Source organism: Rummeliibacillus suwonensis (assembly GCF_007896435.1).
Lineage (GTDB): Bacteria > Bacillota > Bacilli > Bacillales_A > Planococcaceae > Rummeliibacillus > Rummeliibacillus suwonensis.
Genome location: NZ_VCBL01000001.1, coordinates 2,573,339 through 2,591,186, shown reverse-complemented (window position 1 = coordinate 2,591,186; position 17,848 = coordinate 2,573,339). Strand labels below are relative to the sequence as shown.

The following is a 17,848-nucleotide window of genomic DNA, read 5'->3' as shown; positions in this document are numbered from 1 at the left end:
AATACCTATTTCATATACGAATAGGTTATGTCATGATGGATCAATAAATTGGATAGTGCCCTATATTATAGGAAAAAAGCGAGTTTCAGATGTTCTTATTCTGAACTCGTTTTTTTGCTATATGGCTAAAAGATAGTTGAGCCTGTATCCACTGTGCCAGCACGCTAAAAGCATACAGAACAACGAGCACTGATGTTATCTTTCAACATTATCTATAAAATGGGAGTGAAATTTAGATAAATGGGTTAATCTAAGAAGAAGAGATTGGCTGAAATGAATATCAACCAATCACTTCTACATTCCGACGCTGCCTCACCTTAAGATCATCTTAGCAAACATTTAAATCTACGTCAGCAATACATTGCACGGCGCAGAAGCAATTTAAATCTACTGTAATACAACTATTTGTACGATTAAAGTTTCTTACTTTACAAAGTTTGTGCAAATCCACATCTGTTCCTTTTTCATTTAGAATGTCAACTTCAGCTCTGTTTCTGTCTAATGGCTCTAGTACACGTAGAGTAGCACAGCAGCCATCAAATACATCTTCCACTCGGAAGTATACAGAAAAACATCTACAATCTGTTCCTGTGTTACCAATAAGATCTCTAAAGAAAGCTTTAAATGGTGTTCCGTCTTTTGTTAGAAGCATGAATACGCGAGTATCTGCGTTTGTTCTAGTTGGATTTACTAAGCCCCCAAGTGGTTCTAAAAAACAATTAGTAGGACAATCACAATCGTCAGTAGCCCCTTGTGTTTGGATGTCTAAAATAGCACGTACAACATCACATACACAGTTTTTAGAATTGATTGGACTTACTCCTGAACTTTCTTCTTTTCCACAACAGCCCATCAATTTCACCTCCTCTTTTTAACTCTCTATACCATATGAGTTTAATAATTATAGAGTCGGGCTGTTGTCACTAGCTTGAATATTTTTATCTAAAAAGCAACATACTAATTCCAAAAAGGATGAGATGTACATGAAAAAAGGGCTTCTATTGCTAGTGACCCTGATACTGGTAGGCTGTAATAATGGACAAACGTCTTTTTTTACAACCAATAAAGACAGTTCACATAAGGATCAGCGCCAAGAAATAGAGCAAATCGTCAAGGATGATCAACATATAAAAAGAGTCACTGCTCTGTTGACAGATAATGCTGCCATTGTGGGGATAGAAGTAAAACCATTCTCGAAATGGAAAAAGCGACAATACGAAAAGGAATGGCAGAAAGAAATTGAAAAGGCTTTACCCCAAAAAGATGTTTTAGTGAGTACAGATTTGAAAATTATGATCGAAACGGATAAGTTAGCCAAAAAACAAATGGGTGAGAAAGAGCTAGATAAGAAAATCAAAGAGCTTAAAGAGCTATCTGAGGAGGAAACCTAATGGATGCAAAACAATACGATCATTTACAACAATCACTTTCACCGAAACCATCGATCTTGAAGAATTGTCTAAAAGCTTTTCTAGTTGGAGGTATCATTTGCACAATTGGTCAGCTTATTACATTCTTTTATATTACTTATTTTAATTTCACGGAGAAAACAGCAGGGAATCCAACAGTTGCTACTATTATTTTCTTAACTATGCTATTGACGGGATTTGGCGTTTACAAAAAAATTGGACAATTTGCTGGAGCGGGTTCAGCTGTACCTGTAACCGGATTTGGTAATTCCGTTATTTCTGCGGCCATTGAACATAAAACAGAAGGCTTTGTTTTAGGAGTCGGAGGGAATATTTTTAAATTAGCTGGTTCGGTTATTGTATTTGGTGTTACAGCTGCTTTTGTAGTAGCGCTTGTAAAGCTCATTTTAGTGACAATGGGGGTAGCGAATTGGTAATGGATCAAGGTGTTATATATTTTCCTTCAAAACCAGCAATTATTGCATCAGGTGTTGTAGCTGGACCAGTGGAAAAAAAGAGTGTATTTGCAAAAGATTTCGATAAGTTTTATGACGATGAAAGAGCAGAAGAGGATAGCAATGAAAAAGGCCATCAAACAATGGCCGAACAAGCATGTCAAATTGCCCTACAAAAGGCAAAGATAAAACAAAACGATGTAGATTTTTTAATGAGTGGAGATCTAGTCAATCAGATGACACCTTCTAATTTTGCAGCAGCAACTTTGCAAATACCCTATATTGGACTGTTTTCTGCTTGTGCGACTGCCGTATCAAGTGTTATTATTGCGTCTTTATTAACAGAATTAGGTGGGAGCCGTTATGCGTTAGCTGGAGCGGGTAGTCAACATAATTCAGTTGAACGACAGTTTCGCTATCCGGTTGAATATGGAGGCCAAAAACCAGGTACTGCACAATGGACGGTGACAGCTGCTGGCTATGTGTTAATCGCAAAAGGACAGATGAATAGTCCTGTTGTAGAGGCAGCTACAGTCGGTAAGGTAATTGATTTGCAACAAACAGATCCATTTCATATGGGGGCAGCGATGGCTCCAGCAGCATGTGATACGATTACTCGTCATCTAAAGGGAAGAGGACAAAAATTATCGGATTATGATTTGATCATGACCGGAGATCTCGGTAAAATAGGGCTTCCTATTTTAAAAGAAATGCTGATAAAAGAAGGTATGGCGAAGCAAGATGTGCAAAAAATAAGGGATGCTGGTGCAGAATATTATGGCGATGATGAGTCCTTTCTAGCGGGTGCTAGCGGTGCTGGTTGCTCTGCGTCTGTTTTTTTTAGCTACATTTTGAAGCAATTAAATGAAAAGAAAATGGAGCGTGTACTTGCCATTGCAACAGGTGCATTGCTTTCTCCATTAACTGTACAACAGAACGAATCAATTCCATGTACTGCACATGCAGTTGAAATCTCAATGAAATGAGGAATAAAAATGCTTTCTTCTTTAATAATGGCTTTTATTGTCGGTGGTTTGATCTGTGTAATCGGACAATTACTAATGGATATCGGTAAACTGACTCCTGCACATACTTTAACGATTTTGGTTGTGGCGGGTGCTATATTAGATGGCTTTAATCTCTATGAACCACTTATTGATTTTGCAGGAGCAGGGGCAACAATTCCCATTACATCCTTTGGTAATTCATTAACACATGGAGCAATAGCTGAGGCAGAAAAACATGGCTGGATTGGTGTTTTAACAGGTATGTTTGAAGTGACAAGTTCAGGTATTAGTGCGGCCATTTTGTTTGGTATGATCGGTGCATTAATTTTTCATTCAAAAGGACAGCACCCTTAGTTAAAAGCCCGATTCTTCTTTTCACCTTCGCATAAGATAGGGGAGAAAAGAGAGGAGGGATTGCAATGTCAGGATGGGGAGGATACGGTTGTGGATATCCATCTGGCGGCGGCTACGGCGGCGGCTATGGTGGCGGTGGCTACGGCGGTTCAACATTCATTTTGATCGTTGTATTATTCATCTTGTTAATTATTGTTGGCACTAGCTTTATTTACTAAGGAGGCGTTTAGATGAATCCATCTTTTTTTCGAAGAATCGAAGAGAAAACAGGAGTTCCAATGGAAGAAGTCTTTGCGCTAGCTAATGCTATTCAAAATGCCAATTTTCAAGATGCACGACAAGTTCGTAAAATTGTTCGCAAAGTTGCTAAACTCGCAAATAAGCCAGTAACAAAAGAGCTAGAAGAACAGATTGTGGCGTCTATTCTTAAAAATGGAGAATCCTTAGACCTAAATAAAATTCAAAAAATGATATAATTCAAATCATTTCCCTGTAATAACGAATGCTGTTTATGCATATAAGTAAAAGTATATTACAGGGGGTGATTCAAGTGGGTTATATTTTACCGTTTCCTAATTTACAATCATATCAATATATGATGCGTTCATTGCAAAAGGAAGAACATTTTTCATATATTCACCAAATTCAACATGTCAAAAAGCAAAGTCATTTTGGTGGAGAATGGAGACGAAGAAATAAAAATGCTGAGATACAATTTCGGAAGCAATTGAACGTAAAGAAACACTATTTAAATAAATCCCCTCATAATTCTTCCGATGATTTGAAGGTTGCGAATATTACGGGTAAAGGATTGTACTTTGACTTTTATGTATAGATGAGACAGTTATATTGTGAGCTTGATCTTGCATGCGATCAATTATGGATAGCAATGGACGAACTAGCTTGTAGTAGAATTTACTTCCATGTAAAGAGCTACGATGTATTATGATTTTCTTCATAATACATCGTAGCTTTTTTAAACATCAAAAGTTTTTTCCATCGCACGGTAAGGAATTCCAGCATCTAAAAATTCCGGAGAAGTGATGTAATAGTTTTGCTTTTCGTAAAATGGAATAGCGTGAGTTTGCGCATTTAGTTTGACCTTTTTAATGCGGGACCCTTGAATATATTGTTCAAGATTCTGCATCATTAAAACACCGATTTGCTTTCTGCGAAAAGGAGGCAGTACACAAACTCGGTCAACAGTGGCTGTATGGTCCTCTAGGAAGCGAACTCGCCCCGCAGCGATTGGTTGTTTCTCAAAGTAAGCAACAAAATGTGTAGCGATTTCATCATATTCATCTTTTTCTAAAGGAAGAGGAATGCCTAACTCTTTGACGAAAACTTCTTCTCGAACGAAGAAGGCATCTTGTAATTCTTTTTCAGTTTCAACAATTTTTGCGAATACCAATGACTATATTTCTCCCGTTAGTCGATATGTTTCATAAACTGTCCAAGAGCCATCCTCAAGTTGATATAATAAATGAATACGATTGATGTTTTCACTAAAGTCAATGTTTGTCATACGTAATTGTCCGAAAATATCGTCATGTTCACCGGAGCTCATATCTTGGGCAATGGTAATATGAGGAACAAATTTGTATTCGGCTTTTCCGCCTAATGGATCTGTATGCAATGCGTCATGTAAATCTAAAAGTTCCTCTGTGGGATCAATTTTTAAATAAATGGCGTTATTTACAGGTGCAAATGAATTGATTTTTGATACATGAATCTTAAGAGGACTAAAATGATTGCAAATCTCTTTAACAGCTCCTGAAATACTGTCAATTTGTGAATCCTTTACTTCAGTTACACCTTTTAATGTGATATGTGGTGTAATTTTAGTATAATGAGAGTCGTATCTTTTACGATAAGAATTTGCAAAGTCTTGAAGTTGCTTAGAAGGGAAAGCAACAATACCATATTTCATTATGGATGACCTCCTTGGAGTTAATTGTTCTCAATTTTCAGTATAGCAGAAAAATTTATTCGTGGGATGATATTGCCATTTTATAGGCCAAATTTTTGCTTAATGGCTCTTTTTAAATCGGATTGCCAATATTTCCAGGAATGCTGACCATCAAACTCTTCATAAAAAGTAGTGATCCCTTTTTCCAAAAATAATTCATGAAGTTTACGATTGGGTGTCAGAAAATCTTTGATCGTCTTACTTGTTGTCACTACTTGGGTTTCACCGAGTCCTACAACATGATAGATAGAAAATGCATGTGGATTTTTCACTTCACGAACTTTGTTTAATACAGCATCGTCAACATAAGGTGACTGTAAAAGAACTTTACCGAAAATGTTGGGATAAGCGATTGCTGCAAGCAAAGAAACAGTTGCTGCTTGTGAATCTCCGATAAGCGCACGCCCCATACCCATTTGATAAGTTGAATAATGTTTGTCTATATATGGCACAAGTTCATGCGCCAAAAAGCGTAAATAGGCTTCATGTAAATCTCCGTTTGGCAAGTATTTTCGTCTGCGATCTTCAATACTTTTATAAGGTACACCAACAATGATTAGATTTTCAATTTCTCCATTTGCTAAATATTCATCGGCAACACGGCTTATCCGGCCTAGTTGAAAATAGTCTTTGCCATCTGAGGCGATTAATAATGAATATTTATAAAGCGGAGAATAGTTTGCTGGGAGATAAATCAGTAACTCCAATGGTTCTTGCAATGCTTCACTATAAAATTCTAAATCCCTAATCGTACCTTGTTCCACATCGAACACTCCTTTAATATGACTTCATTCTATAATCCTTTTATTTTCATTTAACCATTCAATCATTCGGATAATATCCTAGCATTTGCTTAGTATGCTACTTTAGATAGCGCTTTCTGCGGGCAAGTGTTTAGTCTCCTCGGAAACTCATGTTGGATCTTACTGTGAGTTCTCTTCTGTCTCGTTTTTTCACAGAAATTTGAATAAGCTTCACTGACTAGACACAGCGCGAAGGGAATGCGTATGCATTTTGAGGAATTGCCATCTTTCACTTCATATAGATGATGTTTTAATCGTTCTGATAGTTAACAATGATCTCTATTGCATGTTCGTGTTTTATCAATGTTTTGAATGATGAAATCGATTTATGTGTATGTAGGGAAATTGTAACATATGAATTTGGAAAGGTATAATGGTAGATAGACTGAATTATTTAGCAGAAATGAGGTTTATCCATGTACAATGAAAAAATGAAATCAGTGTCTTCAGATATTGTAGCGAAAGCGGCAAAAGGTGCACTAAAACGTCGAGGTGTAACAATCAATGATATTGCAGAAATTGTCTATGAAATGCAATATCCTTATAATAATGGTTTAACGATAAAACATTGTATAGGATCTGTTGAACGTGTTTTAAATAAAAGAGAAGTCCAACATGCACTTCTTGTTGGAGTTGAATTAGATGAGTTAGCAGAGAAAGGGATGTTGTCCCAACCATTGCAACAGTTGATCGAATCTGATGAAAGTCTATTCGGGGTTGATGAAACGTTAGCAATAGGATCTGTTCTTACGTATGGCAGTATTGCTGTCACAACATATGGTCATTTAGACAAAAAGAAAACAGGTATCATCCAACGACTTGATGCAAAGAGCGGACAAAATGTGCATACATTTTTAGATGATTTGGTGGGCAGTATTGCAGCATCAGCGGCTTCTCGATTGGCTCATCGTATCCGTGATCTAGAAGAAGCGGGTGAAATAATTACGGATAAAGAAACAATCTAGCAATAACCAAGTCTCACCTATCCAGATCCGAATCCCATTGTGAAGTCAGATCGAAAGTGTTTTGGTAACTTTCGCTTGGTTGAGCTACAAAATGGGAGAAGGGTCTGGTATGTTGAATGGGATAACAAAAGAAATAAATAAGTAAAGAATGATGGTGACAGAATTGAAAATATGGATGAAGGTACTATGCAGCATTGCTATAGTGATCCTAGCAGGTTGTACTTTAGAGGATACATCCCAAAACACAAAGGATTCAAATCAAGAGAAAGTGGAAGTTATTAGCGTAATGGATGGTGATACGATAAAAGTAAAAGATAAAGGTGAAATAAAAAAAGTACGCTATTTATTAGTAGATGCACCTGAAATGTATCATAAAACATTAGGAGAACAACCTTTTGGACGTGAAGCGCAAGCTCGAAATCGGGAGATATTAAATCATGCAAAAAATGTTACATTGGAATTTGATGTTGGAGATAAAGAAGACAAGTATGGTCGTTTACTGGCCTATGTTTATGCAGATGGCAAAAGTGTGCAAGAGCAATTGATTCGGGAAGGCCTTGTTCGTGTTGGGTACATTTATGAGCCTAATACCAAACACGTAAATGAGTATAAGGAGATCCAAGAAAAAGCCGAAAGCGAGAAAAAAGGTATCTGGCAATATGATGGCTACGTCACAGATAGAGGTTTTGTGAAAGCGGTTGTCAAAAATTGGCATCCTGGTGAAGACTCAACAAAGGGGATTTCAACAAATACAACTTCTACTACAAAACAATCTCAAAAGGATCATACAAATACTCAGCCAGGGGCGGCATGCAATATCAAAGGAAATATCAATTATAAGGGTAAAAAAATATATCATCTACCTGGTATGAATAATTATGATGCGGTCAAAGCGGAAAAGGTTTTCTGCACAGAAGAAGCAGCACAAAAAGCAGGTTTTATAAAAGCGGCTGGATAATATTAAAAATCTTCCATGAAGATATAGAATGTATTTCAATTATTATGGTACGATGGTACACATAGTTAATAAGGGGGTGTATATATGACAAAAATATATATTGTACGTCATGGCGAAACGGATTGGAATCGTGAAGGCAGACTTCAAGGTGGAAGAAATACAGCATTAAACAAAAGAGGAGAAAAACAAGCGATTGCATGTAGAAGTTATTTTGAAAAAATAAAATGTGATGCAATAGTTACAAGTACCTTGAATAGGGCATCCCATACAGCAACTATTATGAATGAAACATTACAGTTGCCATTTCATGCTTTAAAGGAATTTGCTGAGCGCACATATGGTGAAGCCGAAGGGATGACTTATGAAGAAAGAAGAAAGGCATATCCCCATAAAGAATATCCAAATCAAGAAACCATAGAAGAATTGAAAAAAAGGATAGTCAGTGGATTACAAATAATCGATAATCGATATTCTGATGGAAACGTGATCTTAGTGACGCATGGCGCTGTTATACATACACTTTTTACGATGGTAGAAAATGCTTCGATTTTTCCTCCAAGCGTTCGTCTGTCAAATGGCGGTGTCAGTACTATTTACAACGCTGACGGAAAATGGTGGTTAGATAAGTATAATGAAATTCACCATTTGAACAATCATTCGGATGAAATCATTTAGTTATTCTAAAAGATTTCGTCAATCAATCATGAAAAGCAAAAGAGTATCATTCAGTCAATCTGAATGGTACCTTTTTGCTTTTTAAACCCTTTTCTTTTGTAAATTGAACTCTCTCATAAATAGTTTGAAGAAGGAAAGTTGAACTTGACATGTGCATGTATGTCTGAAAGAGCTTTAGTACTAGAAAATCAAGCAAAATTCCATCAAAATATTCTTTTTACATTAATTTCAGACTATAAATACAAGAATTTTTTCTAAAAAAGTGCATGTTTTTTTCAATTTTGTGAACGCTAATATTACAGGAATGTAAATCTTGCGTTAATTAGTGTAAATTTTCGAGAATTTTTGTGAATTTATTGTTAAGATATTTTTTGCGTTTAGAACGACAAATTTAGACACTAACTTTTTTCGGGAGGAATTTATGTTTAGTCGAAAAAAAGAAGATCCATTCTTCGAAATATTACAAAAAATTTCAGTCAACGTTCAAGAGGCAGTACATTATGTCAATGACTTTCAAATTCACAATTTAGAGGATTTACACAAAATTAGTACGCGGATGAAGAGATATGAAACAGATGGTGATTCACTCATTCATGAATTAATTGTCATGCTTAATAAGTCGTTTATGACGCCTATTGAAAGAGAAGATATCCTTGCTTTAGCAAATAGTATGGATGATGTTCTTGACGGTATGGAAGAATGTGTCGCACATTTTGATATGTTTGCATTAACTGAGACGAATCAGTCTGTGACTACATTTGTTGGTTATATTGTCAAAAGTGCAGATGAAGTTGTAAAAGCAATGGAGAAATTAGCAAATAAAAATTTACCTAGCATGCGCGAAAATGCTATTTTAATAAAAGATTACGAAAGTAAATGTGATGAAGTCTTACGTACTTCCATCAAGCAATTATTCTTACATGAAAAAGATCCAATCCGTATTATTCAATTAAGAGATATTTATGAACAACTAGAAGAAATCGCAGATGATTGTCAAAACGTGGCGAACACGATGGAAACAATTATTATGCGTAATGTTTAAGGAGCGAAAAATAACGAATGGATTCAATAGTTATATTAACCGTGTTAGTCGTCATTTTCGCACTTGTTTTTGATTTTATTAATGGTTTTCATGATACAGCTAATGCTATTGCAACGTCCGTTTCAACAAGAGCTTTACCACCTAAAATAGCGGTGATAATGGCAGCGGTTATGAACTTTATAGGGGCTATTACTTTTACTGGTGTAGCAAAAGCCATTACAAAAGATATTGTAGATCCTTTCGCTTTATCGAACGGTTCGCTTGTCATTTTAGCGGCATTAATAGCTGCGATTATTTGGAATCTGCTGACTTGGTATTACGGCATCCCATCTAGTTCTTCACATGCAATTATCGGTTCTATAGCAGGTGCAGCTATTGCAGCGGCAGGATTTGATATCTTGAATTATAGTGGCTTTATCAAAATTTTAGAAGCTTTACTATTATCTCCATTTATCGCTATTTTAGCTGGCTTTTTAGTGATGTCACTATTTAAAGTGATATTCAAAAAGGCGAGTCTTTATAAGACAAATAAGGGTATAAGGCTTTTACAAATTTGTACGGCAGCACTTCAATCCTTTACGCATGGTACGAATGATGCGCAAAAGGCTATGGGGATCATTACGATGGCATTAATTGCTGCTGGCTGGCAAGCTGGTGGAGATATTCCATTATGGGTACGTATAGCAGCAGCTACTGCTATGGGGTTAGGAACTTCAATTGGTGGTTATAAAATCATCAAAACAGTAGGTGGCAAGATTATGAAGCTACGTCCTATAAATGGTGCGGCATCCGATTTAGCGTCAGCATCTGTTATTTTCGGTGCAACATTAATTCACTTGCCTGTTAGTACCACACATGTCATCTCTTCAGCGATTATGGGGGTAGGATCTGCTCAGCGCATAAAAGGTGTTAAATGGGGCGTAGCACGTAAAATCGTCATCACTTGGATCATTACAATGCCGATAGCTGCGATTTTAGCAGCAATATGTTACTTTATGTTAGATTTGATATTCTAATATTCATTTTAAAACTGTCGATTAGCTTATAGCTTTTGACAGTTTTTTATTTGATTTAAATAGAGCGGCTTTATAAAGGATAATCATGGTTTCTGATCAAAAGCTATTTGTAAGCCTAAAAAATTTGTTTCTACATAAATATTTTTATGGCATTACAGGAGTGTTGAATAGGAGAAAATAGGTGACAAGAGATTATTATTGAATGATTGAATTTAAAGGGATTTAGATCATCTAAGTTCCTTTAATTAGTCACATATGAATACATATGATAGAACCAGGATGATTATATTGAAATTCAAATTGGTGATTCATGAATTAAAACATCTATATTTTCGACCTATGGTTTTAATGAAGTGTTGATTGGTGCCTATGTATGCTAGTAGAGAGCCGCCAAGTGTTTCAGCTAACACCCTGTAGAGGGGGAAACCCTCTATTAGGTGAAGTTTCAATCTATAATGATTCAGTAGTATTTTCTTCTTTTGATGTTGTATCTTCTGAGGTGTTTTCCGAATCAGTCGTTGTGTTATTGGCTATTTGATATTGTGTTAGAGCTGCTGAGGCGTTAAGCGATGACCATAGACTACTATTTGTATTGCTAGAGCTCAATGAACTCATAATTTGGTTAGTTAATAACTCTAGATTTGCGTTTACCTTTTGTAAACGACTATAGGCTAAACTTGAGTCCCCCTCCTCATCCACTTCGCTTTGCAATAGCTTAGATTGATTTTCTAAATTGGTTTTAGCCGTTGTTAACATTTTTAATTGTGTTAATGCTGAAGTTTGTTCGAATAGACTTGATAGATCATCATAAGAATTAGAATTTGTTACACTATCACTTGTTAAATAGGAACTTATATTTGAAGAACTTTCTTGTTCTAGAAGAGCAGACGACAATTGTTCATTGATGTCATCTAATTGTTCTTGTAATGATTTTAACTGAGAAGTCGTATCTTCTGTCTGAGAATCACTATTCACAAGTTCATACTTTTGTTGGAGTATCTCTGTTCTTTTGTTCAATAATGATTCCAAAGTGCTTGTAGATGATGATGAATCTGACAATAGGCTTGCTAAATCACTAATAGAAGTAGAGTCAGTACTTTCTAAACTCGATAATAAGGAACTATAGTCATCTGAATTACTGGAAGTAGATGTTGTTGAAGTACTAGAAGTGTTATTCAGCCAATCAATAGCTGAAGACGATAATAATGAATTGATATTAATAGACATAAAAATCCCTCCATAAATAATGATTAGGTATTATGTATCAAATGCCTCAACCTTATGTTAAATAAGGAATATGTCAGGAATATGTCAAAATCAAAATGGAAGCCACTTTAGGAATGTTTTTGGAAAAAAGAAGGGTAAGAGGAATTAAGACAAAATAAAAAAGCAGGCGCTCATCTTGCCTGCTCATAAAAAAGAACGCCCGGCAATCCGTGCCGTTTATGGCGTTCTTTTCGTGATTATTTACAAGTAAATAATCACATAGGTTTGGCACCTAAAATATTATTATACAGGGAATTATAAAAAAGGCAAGTCTTTTTGAAATAAAAAAATGATCATGGAGTGCAACATAGTAAAAAATCTTTGCAGAAAAGTATGATTTTGATTATAATAATTTAATAGATTTTGAAAGAGCCTTTTCTTAAAAAATATGCTCCAAATTATATAAAAATTACTCTGGAACAGCAGGAATCCTCCACTATAAGACTCCAGTCACAAGCAGTAGGAAAGATGGGGAATGAGGAGCAAGCAATTTGTTTACGAAAAGTGTTGACTTGCGGGAGAATAGATATGAACAATATGCTTTTTATCAGAATCTATGAATCGTTATTATTATTTATCCCGCTTTAACGGGCAGTAAGACCCCCGTCTCAAGATTTGGAGAGAAACGAGAAAGATAGGTGGGGGAACAACTGCCCGTAAAAGTCCGATTGGTTGGGGCGGGCAGGATGTTGGTCACTCAGGTGTTGCCACAGGACGTGGCGTTCTTAACCTGAGTTCCTCTAGTTCAGTGGGGGATGAAGAAAACCCCCACGGATGGAGCTTCACTTTATACGGTTATAAACATATTATTAGGAAACATATTTTAAAGGTTTTATAAAATAGAGTATTGCAGATAACAAGGAAGTGAAATTAGATGGCAATAGAAATTATTTCAATCGTTGCTATGATGATTCTGAACACAACAGTTTTTAGTATTTTGGGCGATACAGAATATTAAAAAAAACAAAAGCCTTGCACAATAGAAATTTGTGCAAGGCTTTTGTCTGAGATTATTGAGTCTTACTTATGTAAGAATCCTAGTTAATCATAATTTTCTATTTTACAAATGTCAATATATCCTTGAAATTATTTTAAAAATGAAAGCGACTACATCCTTTAGTGTAGTCGCTTTTTCCATGTTTTTAAGGAGATGGATTGACTGTTTCAGTGGTATTTATGATCAACGTAAAGACGCTCACTTATGCGCAGCAACAAACATGATGAAGCAATGGAACAGAGCTTTAATGAAAAAGCCCAGATTTCCTAGATTTTTGTAACATTTTTTGAGTTAAATCACGAAGCTGCTTTTTAAAAATACCGCCGAATAGTAAAACGAATAGTAAAACAAGAGACAAGAAAAGAATATCAATGATTACTTTATACCAAATAATTCCTCCAAGTGTTTCTCGTATCAATGAAATAGCATAGGTAAAAGGAAGATAGGGGTTAATGTATTGGAAAAACTTTGGTAGTAATTCGATTGGATATGTTCCGCCTGAACCGGCAATCTGTAAAACAAGTAGAACAATTGATAGCGCTTTTCCTACGTCCCCAAAAACGGATACAAGTGTATAAACAATGGTCATAAAAACAAGGCTTATAAACAAACAGAATAGGATGAACCAAATAGGGGATTTTGCTGATACATTCAAAATAAAAAGATCTCCTAACACAATGATAGCCGTTTGAAAGAGTCCGATTGTACAGAAAGTAAGAAGCTTTCCAAAGTAAACTTCTCGAATTTCATAATGCTCATCTTCTTTTGTATCGACTGCTAACAAAGAAATAAGTAAAAGACAGCCGACCCATATGGCTAATACTGAGTAAAACGGAGTCATCCCTGTACCATAATTTTCAATTGGGAAAACTCGATGCTCATTCATTTGAATAGGTTCCTCAAAAAATGATTTTTCAGCAGTAGGATTATTCATAAGGAGCTGGATAATACTTTTTAAATCTGTCTCTTTTTCAAAACTACGAATTTGATCTGCTAATCGATGCACGCGATCATTTATTTGTGGGTATTCCCCGATAATAATTTCCATTCCTTTTTTCGTATCATTTATGAAGCTGCTTGCATTATTTAGAATGTTCTCTACCTTAGGGATTGTTCCTTGAACCGTAGTAAGAATACTTTTGGCTTCTGTCAATGTTTGTTGTACTTTGTTGATTTGTGAATAAATGGTTGGTTCAATGGTTTCTTGATATTCATTTGTAAAACGATCTAACCCAACAGATATGTTAGATGACAGCTGTTGTAGTTGTTGAAGAAAATTGGTTATTTTGCCTTCTTTATTGTTAAGAGATTGATCAAAATCACGTCCATTTGCTTGTGCTTGATTTAATATATTTTGAATGGCGTCTGTTTGGCTGATAGCCCTGTCTAAAATTTGAATATCTGTAGTCATATTATTCTCTGCATTGAATTGTTTCAATGATAGCAAAAGTTGTTGAATGTTTGAAATTTTATTGGTGGCATTCGTTACATTCTGATTCAATTGATTTTTTACCAATTCTATATCTGTAAAACTAATGGGTGATTGTTGGAGCTGTGTTAGTAGATCATTCGTATCTGAAGCAATCTGTTTGACAGTTTGTATGTCTTTTTTCACCTGAGGGCTAATGGTGTTTAGTGTACTTTCCGCTTGATTGATAAAAGTAAGGGTATTGTTAACCGTAGTTAATCCCTCTGAGGTCAATGCCTTTGCTTGGGGTACACTTTGTTTGGCGTATTGAATAATTTGACTAGCTTCATCCACATCGTGATATGCAGTCTTTAATTTGTTATAAATGGTTGGCAAATCTTTTTCAAGGGTAAAAACGAAATCCTCGAATTTTTCAATATCAGGTAAATCTTGTTGCATCGTAATGCCGATGCGATTAAAAATATCAAAAATAGTTCCATTGACAATACCGATAAACTGACTACTCATGGAATCGACTAGAACACTAGCGCCCTTGCTCGTAATCTTAGGAGCAATCGAATTAATCTTTTCGTTGACATAATATTTAAGTTGAGCTTTTTGAGGGTAATCTGTTACAACGGTTGCTAAATCCTGAGAAAAATTGGGAGGAATAATGATAACAGAAAAATAATCACCGTTTTCTAGGTGACTGAGCGCTTTTTTTTGATCGGTAAATTGCCAGTTCATATCATGGTTATTTTTTAGTTCATGAACTAATTCATCTCCAGCATTAAAAGTATGGCCTTGTACTGTTGCACCACTATCTTCGTTGACAATCCCTACTGGAATTTGGTTTGTCTGGCTATAAGGATCCCAGGAGGCAGCAATATTTAGCCATGCATATAGAGATGGTAAAATAATAAGACCTAATATTATAATGGCGGATACCCAGTTTGTACCGATATTTTTTAAATCTTCTAAGTAAATTCTCCAGCCATTTTTCATAAGTACACCACCTTTCGATATGGATAAAAGTATGGACCGTTTTGAAAGGGGAAATAGTATGCTAAAAGGTGTTCTGTTCTATTATTTTTTTAGATACATGAATCAATTTCATCTGCATTCTGCATTATGAAATTGATTCACATATGTTAATTTTGTTAAAAAATACTGATAAATTAGCATTCGACCAATTTGTTGCGTTTTCAAAGAGCAAGAATACAAGCCAGTAAAAAGTTTGTGTGAGCGATGCAACTTGTACTCCTTGCCCATAAAGGGGATAGTTGATTTTTGCCATATAAGAATAGATAAAGGATTGTTTGCCAATCCTATATTTGAACCACTATAAAGATTTTATTACTGTGATAAGCCTTCATCATTATTATCCATTTCATTAAAATGACGTAAATACAAAAATTCCTCATCCTCTAATTCCTGTTGACGATCTAAAGCAATACCAATTGACAAATCTCCAGTAAAGAGTGATTCCCACCAAGTTTCTGTTTTTAACATGATCTGTTCTCCCTTCGCGAGTAGAATTCAAAATTCACAAATGGTACAATTTGAAAAAGACAGTACGTGCTGGCAAATCAACATGCTATGTAGCTGAAAATAGTATGGATGACTATATCTTTTTTATACGTTGAAGGGGGATCAATATGTCGAATTTTTCAGGGCAAGATGTAGAGCTGATGATAGCTGAACAACGAAATTATTTTTTTTCAAGCGCTACAAAAAAGATCGATTTTCGTAAAGAACAGTTAAGAAAATTAAAGGCGGCGATTAGCCGTTATGAAAAAGAGATTATGCAGGCTCTTCATGATGATCTGCGTAAAAGCGAGTTTGAAGCTTACTCTACAGAAGTAGGATTAGTATTAGAAAGCATTAGTTATATGCAAAAGTATTTGGAAGAATGGATGCATCCAGTAGCAGTAGCTACACCTCTCCATTTTCAACCCGCAAAAAGCTTTGTTGTTAGGGAACCTTATGGCGTTACGTTAATAATTGGACCTTATAATTATCCATTTCAACTTGTTATGGAGCCACTAGTGGGTGCTATTATTGGAGGAAATACGGCGATTGTAAAACCTTCTGAATCAGCTCCGCATACGGCTGCCATTGTAAAGAAAATTATTCAAGAAACATTTGAAGAGAAATATGTCCGATTGGTAGAGGGAGAAGTAGAAGAAACGACAGCGCTTATTCATGCATCATTCGACTATATTTTCTTTACAGGAAGTGTAGCTGTAGGGAAAATTGTCGCAAGTGCTTGTGCTGAACGTTTAACACCCTATACATTAGAACTTGGTGGAAAAAGTCCAGCAATTGTTGACCAAACAGCGAATATTGAAGTAGCTGTGAAACGAATTGTTTGGGGGAAATTTACGAATGCAGGTCAAACTTGTGTTGCACCAGATTATGTACTTGTCCATGAGTCCGTAAAAGTTCCGTTTATCCGTCATTTAAAAAAGGCCTTGCAAAAATTTTATGGAAAGAACCCTCAGGAGAGTCCAGATTTTGGGCGGATTATAAACACCAAACAATTTGATCGTTTAGCGAGCTTGTTAGAAAAGGAATATGATCATATATTATTCGGAGGCTATACAGATCGTGAGGATTTATATATCGAGCCGACAGTTTTACAAGATATTTTTTGGGATAGTCCCATTATGGAAGATGAAATTTTCGGTCCGATCATGCCAATATTAGTTTATGAAGATTTACGTCAGGTCATCCATCAAATTCGGCAAAAACCGAAACCACTTGCAGCTTATTTCTTTTCAGAAACGGATAAGGCGATTCAATTTTTCTTAGATGAATTACCATTCGGAGGTGGATGTATTAATGATACCATTACTCATGTTGCAAGTGTCCATCTACCATTTGGTGGTGTAGGACAATCTGGTGTCCATAATTATCATGGCAAAGCAAGCTTTGAATGTTTTACACATCCTAAATCGATTCTAAAAAAATCAACAAAGCTTTCGAACAATCTTTTATTTCCACCATATAAGCAAAAAGTAAAGCTGGTCAAGACAATTCTACGTTGAAGCAGACTTTCACCTAATGGGAACTTTATCCTTTATTAGGTGTTAGTTGAACCAATCATTTTTCTCGGTGGTGAGAATCCTGTATGGAATAGGATTCTTGCTACCGATTTTTTAATTCTTTGGTGATTGTAATCATGAATCCATTCTGTAAAGGGCATCTTCATTTCTTCGCAGGTTTCGTCATCATACTTTAAAAGTAAGAAAAATCCTCCCACTGTTACAATCAGCATGATAAAATTTAACCAAAACAAAATGACTAATATAAAGCTGATAAAAAAGTAGTAAAATAAAGAATATTAAACGGTGTGTATCATCGGATTGTAAAGTAATCATAAATCAATACCGTTTAATCCTACAGCTAAAGGAATCAATCATCTTTATTAACCAATAAAGTATGTTGATAAGTATGCAGATAATAGCGCCATTTAAGATATGTTACTGGCTATTGATCTTAATAAATGATTGATTGTGTTG

At 35.5% G+C, this 17,848-nt stretch carries 20 protein-coding genes; 13 read left to right on the top strand and 7 right to left on the bottom strand.

Annotated elements, in window-relative coordinates; genetic code table 11:
- Positions 1 to 328 precede the first annotated feature (328 nt).
- Positions 329 to 853: a CotY/CotZ family spore coat protein gene (locus tag FEU33_RS11845; protein WP_146549569.1), complete on the bottom strand. Its 525-nt coding sequence runs from the start codon at positions 851 to 853 to the stop codon at positions 329 to 331.
- A 130-nt stretch (positions 854 to 983) separates the two neighbouring features.
- Here FEU33_RS11845 and FEU33_RS11840 point away from each other — a divergent pair, with 130 nt between their 5' ends.
- The 7 genes from FEU33_RS11840 (at position 984) to FEU33_RS11810 (ending at position 4,060) form a co-directional block, all read left to right on the top strand.
- Complete coding sequence (locus FEU33_RS11840) at positions 984 to 1,391, top strand: YhcN/YlaJ family sporulation lipoprotein (protein WP_186725826.1); 408 nt, start codon at positions 984 to 986, stop codon at positions 1,389 to 1,391.
- Complete coding sequence (spoVAC, locus tag FEU33_RS11835; RefSeq protein ID WP_146549567.1) at positions 1,391 to 1,846, top strand: stage V sporulation protein AC; 456 nt, start codon at positions 1,391 to 1,393, stop codon at positions 1,844 to 1,846. Before FEU33_RS11840 ends, spoVAC begins: the two co-directional genes overlap by 1 nt.
- The gene (locus FEU33_RS11830) at positions 1,846 to 2,850 is read left to right on the top strand and encodes a stage V sporulation protein AD (protein ID WP_146549983.1); all 1,005 of its coding nucleotides are present in this window, start codon (positions 1,846 to 1,848) and stop codon (positions 2,848 to 2,850) included. Before spoVAC ends, FEU33_RS11830 begins: the two co-directional genes overlap by 1 nt.
- A gap of 9 nt (positions 2,851 to 2,859) precedes the next feature.
- Positions 2,860 to 3,225: a stage V sporulation protein AE gene (gene spoVAE / locus FEU33_RS11825; RefSeq protein ID WP_146549566.1), complete on the top strand. Its 366-nt coding sequence runs from the start codon at positions 2,860 to 2,862 to the stop codon at positions 3,223 to 3,225.
- Between the two features lie 65 nt (positions 3,226 to 3,290).
- Complete coding sequence (locus tag FEU33_RS11820) at positions 3,291 to 3,443, top strand: YjcZ family sporulation protein (RefSeq protein WP_146549565.1); 153 nt, start codon at positions 3,291 to 3,293, stop codon at positions 3,441 to 3,443.
- A 12-nt stretch (positions 3,444 to 3,455) separates the two neighbouring features.
- The gene (locus tag FEU33_RS11815) at positions 3,456 to 3,701 is read left to right on the top strand and encodes a stage VI sporulation protein F (RefSeq protein ID WP_146549564.1); all 246 of its coding nucleotides are present in this window, start codon (positions 3,456 to 3,458) and stop codon (positions 3,699 to 3,701) included.
- A gap of 74 nt (positions 3,702 to 3,775) precedes the next feature.
- Positions 3,776 to 4,060, top strand: a complete 285-nt coding sequence (locus FEU33_RS11810; RefSeq protein WP_146549563.1) for a hypothetical protein — start codon at positions 3,776 to 3,778, stop codon at positions 4,058 to 4,060.
- 141 nt (positions 4,061 to 4,201) lie between these two features.
- Here FEU33_RS11810 and FEU33_RS11805 read toward each other — a convergent pair whose 3' ends face one another.
- The 3 genes from FEU33_RS11805 to FEU33_RS11795 all read right to left on the bottom strand — a co-directional run bounded on the left by FEU33_RS11805 (position 4,202) and on the right by FEU33_RS11795 (position 5,958).
- On the bottom strand, positions 4,202 to 4,636 hold the full coding sequence (locus FEU33_RS11805; RefSeq protein WP_146549562.1) for a GNAT family N-acetyltransferase: 435 nt from the start codon (positions 4,634 to 4,636) through the stop codon (positions 4,202 to 4,204).
- 3 nt (positions 4,637 to 4,639) lie between these two features.
- Positions 4,640 to 5,155, bottom strand: coding sequence for a YjcG family protein (locus tag FEU33_RS11800; protein WP_146549561.1), 516 nt, complete (start codon positions 5,153 to 5,155; stop codon positions 4,640 to 4,642).
- Between the two features lie 80 nt (positions 5,156 to 5,235).
- Positions 5,236 to 5,958: an alpha/beta hydrolase gene (locus tag FEU33_RS11795; RefSeq protein WP_146549560.1), complete on the bottom strand. Its 723-nt coding sequence runs from the start codon at positions 5,956 to 5,958 to the stop codon at positions 5,236 to 5,238.
- A 455-nt stretch (positions 5,959 to 6,413) separates the two neighbouring features.
- Here FEU33_RS11795 and FEU33_RS11790 point away from each other — a divergent pair, with 455 nt between their 5' ends.
- The 5 genes from FEU33_RS11790 (at position 6,414) to FEU33_RS11770 (ending at position 10,653) form a co-directional block, all read left to right on the top strand.
- Complete coding sequence (locus FEU33_RS11790; protein ID WP_146549559.1) at positions 6,414 to 6,962, top strand: phosphatidylglycerophosphatase A family protein; 549 nt, start codon at positions 6,414 to 6,416, stop codon at positions 6,960 to 6,962.
- A 151-nt stretch (positions 6,963 to 7,113) separates the two neighbouring features.
- Positions 7,114 to 7,920, top strand: a complete 807-nt coding sequence (locus FEU33_RS11785; protein WP_146549558.1) for a thermonuclease family protein — start codon at positions 7,114 to 7,116, stop codon at positions 7,918 to 7,920.
- A gap of 84 nt (positions 7,921 to 8,004) precedes the next feature.
- The gene (locus tag FEU33_RS11780) at positions 8,005 to 8,595 is read left to right on the top strand and encodes a histidine phosphatase family protein (RefSeq protein WP_146549557.1); all 591 of its coding nucleotides are present in this window, start codon (positions 8,005 to 8,007) and stop codon (positions 8,593 to 8,595) included.
- Positions 8,596 to 9,016: 421 nt separating this feature from the next.
- Positions 9,017 to 9,637: a DUF47 domain-containing protein gene (locus FEU33_RS11775; RefSeq protein WP_146549556.1), complete on the top strand. Its 621-nt coding sequence runs from the start codon at positions 9,017 to 9,019 to the stop codon at positions 9,635 to 9,637.
- Between the two features lie 17 nt (positions 9,638 to 9,654).
- Positions 9,655 to 10,653, top strand: a complete 999-nt coding sequence (locus tag FEU33_RS11770) for an inorganic phosphate transporter (RefSeq protein ID WP_146549555.1) — start codon at positions 9,655 to 9,657, stop codon at positions 10,651 to 10,653.
- A gap of 450 nt (positions 10,654 to 11,103) precedes the next feature.
- Here the strand turns inward: FEU33_RS11770 and FEU33_RS11765 are convergent, their stop codons facing one another.
- From FEU33_RS11765 to FEU33_RS18840, 3 genes are all read right to left on the bottom strand, one after another.
- The gene (locus tag FEU33_RS11765; protein WP_146549554.1) at positions 11,104 to 11,880 is read right to left on the bottom strand and encodes a hypothetical protein; all 777 of its coding nucleotides are present in this window, start codon (positions 11,878 to 11,880) and stop codon (positions 11,104 to 11,106) included.
- Between the two features lie 1,280 nt (positions 11,881 to 13,160).
- Entirely contained in the window at positions 13,161 to 15,329 is a 2,169-nt protein-coding gene (locus FEU33_RS11760) for a YhgE/Pip domain-containing protein (RefSeq protein ID WP_146549553.1), read from the bottom strand.
- Positions 15,330 to 15,680: 351 nt separating this feature from the next.
- Entirely contained in the window at positions 15,681 to 15,836 is a 156-nt protein-coding gene (locus FEU33_RS18840) for a hypothetical protein (protein WP_186725824.1), read from the bottom strand.
- 146 nt (positions 15,837 to 15,982) lie between these two features.
- Between FEU33_RS18840 and FEU33_RS11755 the strand changes: the two genes are divergently transcribed.
- A complete protein-coding gene (locus FEU33_RS11755) occupies positions 15,983 to 17,374 on the top strand; it encodes an aldehyde dehydrogenase (RefSeq protein WP_146549552.1) in 1,392 nt (463 codons plus the stop codon).
- Positions 17,375 to 17,848: the final 474 nt, after the last annotated feature.

Bases quoted from the DNA above. Each gene is read 5' to 3' on its own strand.
- FEU33_RS11845 (WP_146549569.1), bottom strand. From the start codon at position 853: ATGGGCTGTTGTGGAAAAGAAGAAAGTTCAGGAGTAAGTCCAATCAAT.
- FEU33_RS11840 (WP_186725826.1), top strand. From the start codon at position 984: ATGAAAAAAGGGCTTCTATTGCTAGTGACCCTGATACTGGTAGGCTGT.
- spoVAC (WP_146549567.1), top strand. From the start codon at position 1,391: ATGGATGCAAAACAATACGATCATTTACAACAATCACTTTCACCGAAA.
- FEU33_RS11830 (WP_146549983.1), top strand. From the start codon at position 1,846: ATGGATCAAGGTGTTATATATTTTCCTTCAAAACCAGCAATTATTGCA.
- spoVAE (WP_146549566.1), top strand. From the start codon at position 2,860: ATGCTTTCTTCTTTAATAATGGCTTTTATTGTCGGTGGTTTGATCTGT.
- FEU33_RS11820 (WP_146549565.1), top strand. From the start codon at position 3,291: ATGTCAGGATGGGGAGGATACGGTTGTGGATATCCATCTGGCGGCGGC.
- FEU33_RS11815 (WP_146549564.1), top strand. From the start codon at position 3,456: ATGAATCCATCTTTTTTTCGAAGAATCGAAGAGAAAACAGGAGTTCCA.
- FEU33_RS11800 (WP_146549561.1), bottom strand. From the start codon at position 5,155: ATGAAATATGGTATTGTTGCTTTCCCTTCTAAGCAACTTCAAGACTTT.
- FEU33_RS11790 (WP_146549559.1), top strand. From the start codon at position 6,414: ATGTACAATGAAAAAATGAAATCAGTGTCTTCAGATATTGTAGCGAAA.
- FEU33_RS11785 (WP_146549558.1), top strand. From the start codon at position 7,114: ATGGTGACAGAATTGAAAATATGGATGAAGGTACTATGCAGCATTGCT.
- FEU33_RS11780 (WP_146549557.1), top strand. From the start codon at position 8,005: ATGACAAAAATATATATTGTACGTCATGGCGAAACGGATTGGAATCGT.
- FEU33_RS11775 (WP_146549556.1), top strand. From the start codon at position 9,017: ATGTTTAGTCGAAAAAAAGAAGATCCATTCTTCGAAATATTACAAAAA.
- FEU33_RS11770 (WP_146549555.1), top strand. From the start codon at position 9,655: ATGGATTCAATAGTTATATTAACCGTGTTAGTCGTCATTTTCGCACTT.
- FEU33_RS11765 (WP_146549554.1), bottom strand. From the start codon at position 11,880: ATGTCTATTAATATCAATTCATTATTATCGTCTTCAGCTATTGATTGG.
- FEU33_RS11760 (WP_146549553.1), bottom strand. From the start codon at position 15,329: ATGAAAAATGGCTGGAGAATTTACTTAGAAGATTTAAAAAATATCGGT.
- FEU33_RS18840 (WP_186725824.1), bottom strand. From the start codon at position 15,836: ATGTTAAAAACAGAAACTTGGTGGGAATCACTCTTTACTGGAGATTTG.
- FEU33_RS11755 (WP_146549552.1), top strand. From the start codon at position 15,983: ATGTCGAATTTTTCAGGGCAAGATGTAGAGCTGATGATAGCTGAACAA.